We start from the raw sequence: 2,669 nt of genomic DNA on the forward strand, positions 1-2,669 counted from the left end.
AGGCCCCGGCGCGGGCGGCGGAGCTGGCGGCCACGGTCGTCGACGAGCGTGGCGATCCCGCCGCCGAGGTGCTCGCCCTCCGGGCGGACGACGGCTACCCGGACGCGGACGGGAGGTGGGTCCACCCCGCGCTGTCGGTGCGTCACGAGGCCCTGACGGCGCTGTGGGACGACTACGACCTCGCCGAGGACGACGTGGGAGAACCCGCCGCTCTGGCGCGGGTGCTGGGGATGGCGGCCATACGGGCGTGGGACGACTTCCGGGCCGATACCGATGATCATTTCGGTGAACGGAACGGTCGGTAATCAAACGCTGTGCCACGCGCCCGCGTGTCGTATGCTCAGCTCCGCCGGAATCGACGTGACCGCCGTCGGGTCCGGTGGCCCGCGCGCCCACATCCCTCCCCAGGGTGCCGCGGGAGCGACGGGGTCCCGGTGCTGAACCCCCAGCAGCACCGGGACTCCTGTCGCCGTGTGGCGGGTGTCTCAGCGCCGTGGCCCGGTACGTGTGTCGGCGGCGTGGCGCGCGGCACCGTGGTCTCCTCCGTGGAGTACCTCCACGTCCGACCGCCTCGGACGGCTGTTCACCCAGCACGATCCGGTGAGGGCCTTGGCGTGCCCCTTCAGCGGGGCAAGCAGACGGGAGATCTCCCGGTAGGATTCCACCGACGAGCTCGCGCAGACCACGGTCGCCAGTGAGACCGACACGGGCACGCTGCCCGCCCACCAGTGGTGCCGGAGCATCCGGTCGGCGATGTCGACGGCCTCCTCGACGTCGCAGGCGATGAGGAAGTCGTCCCCGCCGACGTGACCGACCACGGTGCCCGGCAGTGCGGCGGCCAGATCACCGAGTGCGCCGCCGATGTCGCGGATGAGGTCGTCGGCCGCGGCGAACCCGGCGGTGTCGTTGACCGCTTTGAACGAGTCGATGTCGAGCCAGCCGACCAGGAACGGCCGCCCGCCCGCGATCCGGCGCTCGACCTCGTCGGCGACGACGTCGCTTCCGGGCAGCCGCGTCAGCGGGTTCAGCGCGGCCGCGTACTCCACGCGGACCTCGGCGAGCGCCCGCACGATCTCCGCCGTCGGCAGCACACCCCGGCAGCGGCCGGAACCGTCGATGACCACCACCTCGTCGGCCATGCGATCGGTGTCCGCGCGGGCGAGGATCTCGAAGAAGCGCTCGACTCCGGCCGTGTGGTCGAGAACGTACGGAGGGTCGGCCAGCAGCGACGCCGGGCGGTGCACGTGCAACGCGTGTCCGAACGGACCGGTCAGACCGAGAAGGAACCGCGACCGGTCGATAGACCACTGTGGACGGCCATCGTCGTCGATGCCGACGATGCCACCCGGAGCGTCCGATTCGACGAGTACCGAGCGCACCTGTTCGCACGTGGCGTCGGCGGGCAGGGTTCGCGCCTGCCGAAGGAAATCCCGCATCCGCAGATCGACTCGGGGTGGCGGTGCCGCCGTCCGGTAGGGAAGCCGCGCGCCGGAGGTCCGCTGCCCCGGTACCGGCGGCTCCCGTGACAACAACTCGCCCTGTGCGAGGTGGATGCCGAGCGCGCGCACCGTCCGGATCTGGGACTCGTTCTCCACGCCCGTCGCGACCAGCCGACGGTCGGTGCGGTCGGCGAAGTGCACGAGCGACTCGACCAGCGCCGTGGCCGCGGCATCGCTACCGAGGTCGCCGAGCGTACGCCGGTCCAATTTGATCGTGTCCACATCGGACTTCGCGAGCACGTTGAGCGGAAGGTCGCTGGTGTTGAGACCGTCGAAGGCGAGGCGAAAGCCGCGGGAGGAAAGGTCGGCGATGCCCGCGAGCAGCGTTTCGGGGTCCGTGTCCCGGAATGGTGGGCCGATCTCGAGGACGACATCCGGCGGCGACAGCGGTGACCGTGCGAGCGCGTGCAGGAAGGGCTCCAGCGCGGCGGGAGGAGAAGCCGCCGTCGACGCGGTCAGGTTGACATGCAGCGCGCGTCCGTCACCGCGGCCGGCGACCGACCGCACGGCCCGCACCGCGAGCGTGACGTCCACGTGGACGAGGCGGCCACGCAGGCGTGCGCCGTCGAGCAGGTCGCGTACCGAGCCGGTGGTCGGCGTGCTCAGCGCCTCCACCGCGAAGGCGCTGCCGGTGTGCAGGTTGTACAGCGGCTGAAAAGTGAGGTGAACCTGCCGCGATGCGATTCCCACGCCGTATACCCACCGTCCTACAGAATCGGACCGCGGTGTGGCCGCGGTGCGCGATCGCTGCAATATGCGTCGTGATATTTGCACGTGGCCCGATCCGATGACAAGGTCATCAATCCGTTGGCCCCGTATTCTTGGGCCATTCGGATGACCTCGCGGTGCGCGGACGGTGGCCGAAGGACGGGCGGGCCCGTATCCGGCCCCTCGTGTTCGTGGTCCTGGAGCCCGGGCGCCGGAGTCCCGGCACAAGGGGGTGACCGGGAAGGTCCGGACGCTCGATGTCCGGAGGCCTCCCACGTCACCGGGCTACCGGAGGCCCGGCCGTGGGTCTCGGACCTCGTGCGAGCTCCGGCTCCAGGGTGGAGCTCGCTGATGCTCCGGTGCCGCGCCAGTCCCGTGGACCCAGCCGGTGCTCGCGGCGCGTGCGAAGCGTGGTGGGTCGCCGACGGCGTGGCGGCCGGGCCCGGCAGGCCGGTCCGTTCG

The 2,669-nt window shown here is 71.3% G+C and carries 1 protein-coding gene and 1 pseudogene; one reads left to right on the plus strand and one right to left on the minus strand.

From position 1 onward, the window contains the following. A pseudogene (locus SACSA_RS25690) lies at nt 1-305 on the plus strand (hypothetical protein); the annotation flags it as partial. 180 nt (nt 306-485) lie between these two features. On the opposite strand, the gene SACSA_RS0104600 reads toward SACSA_RS25690, so the two are convergent. Next, nucleotides 486-2,189 carry a GGDEF domain-containing protein gene (locus SACSA_RS0104600; protein ID WP_019813912.1) on the minus strand — a complete coding sequence of 568 codons (1,704 nt, stop codon included), beginning with the start codon at nt 2,187-2,189 and terminating at the stop codon, nt 486-488. Nucleotides 2,190-2,669: the final 480 nt, after the last annotated feature.

The organism is Saccharomonospora saliphila YIM 90502 (assembly GCF_000383795.1).
In the GTDB taxonomy this organism is placed as follows: domain Bacteria; phylum Actinomycetota; class Actinomycetes; order Mycobacteriales; family Pseudonocardiaceae; genus Saccharomonospora; species Saccharomonospora saliphila.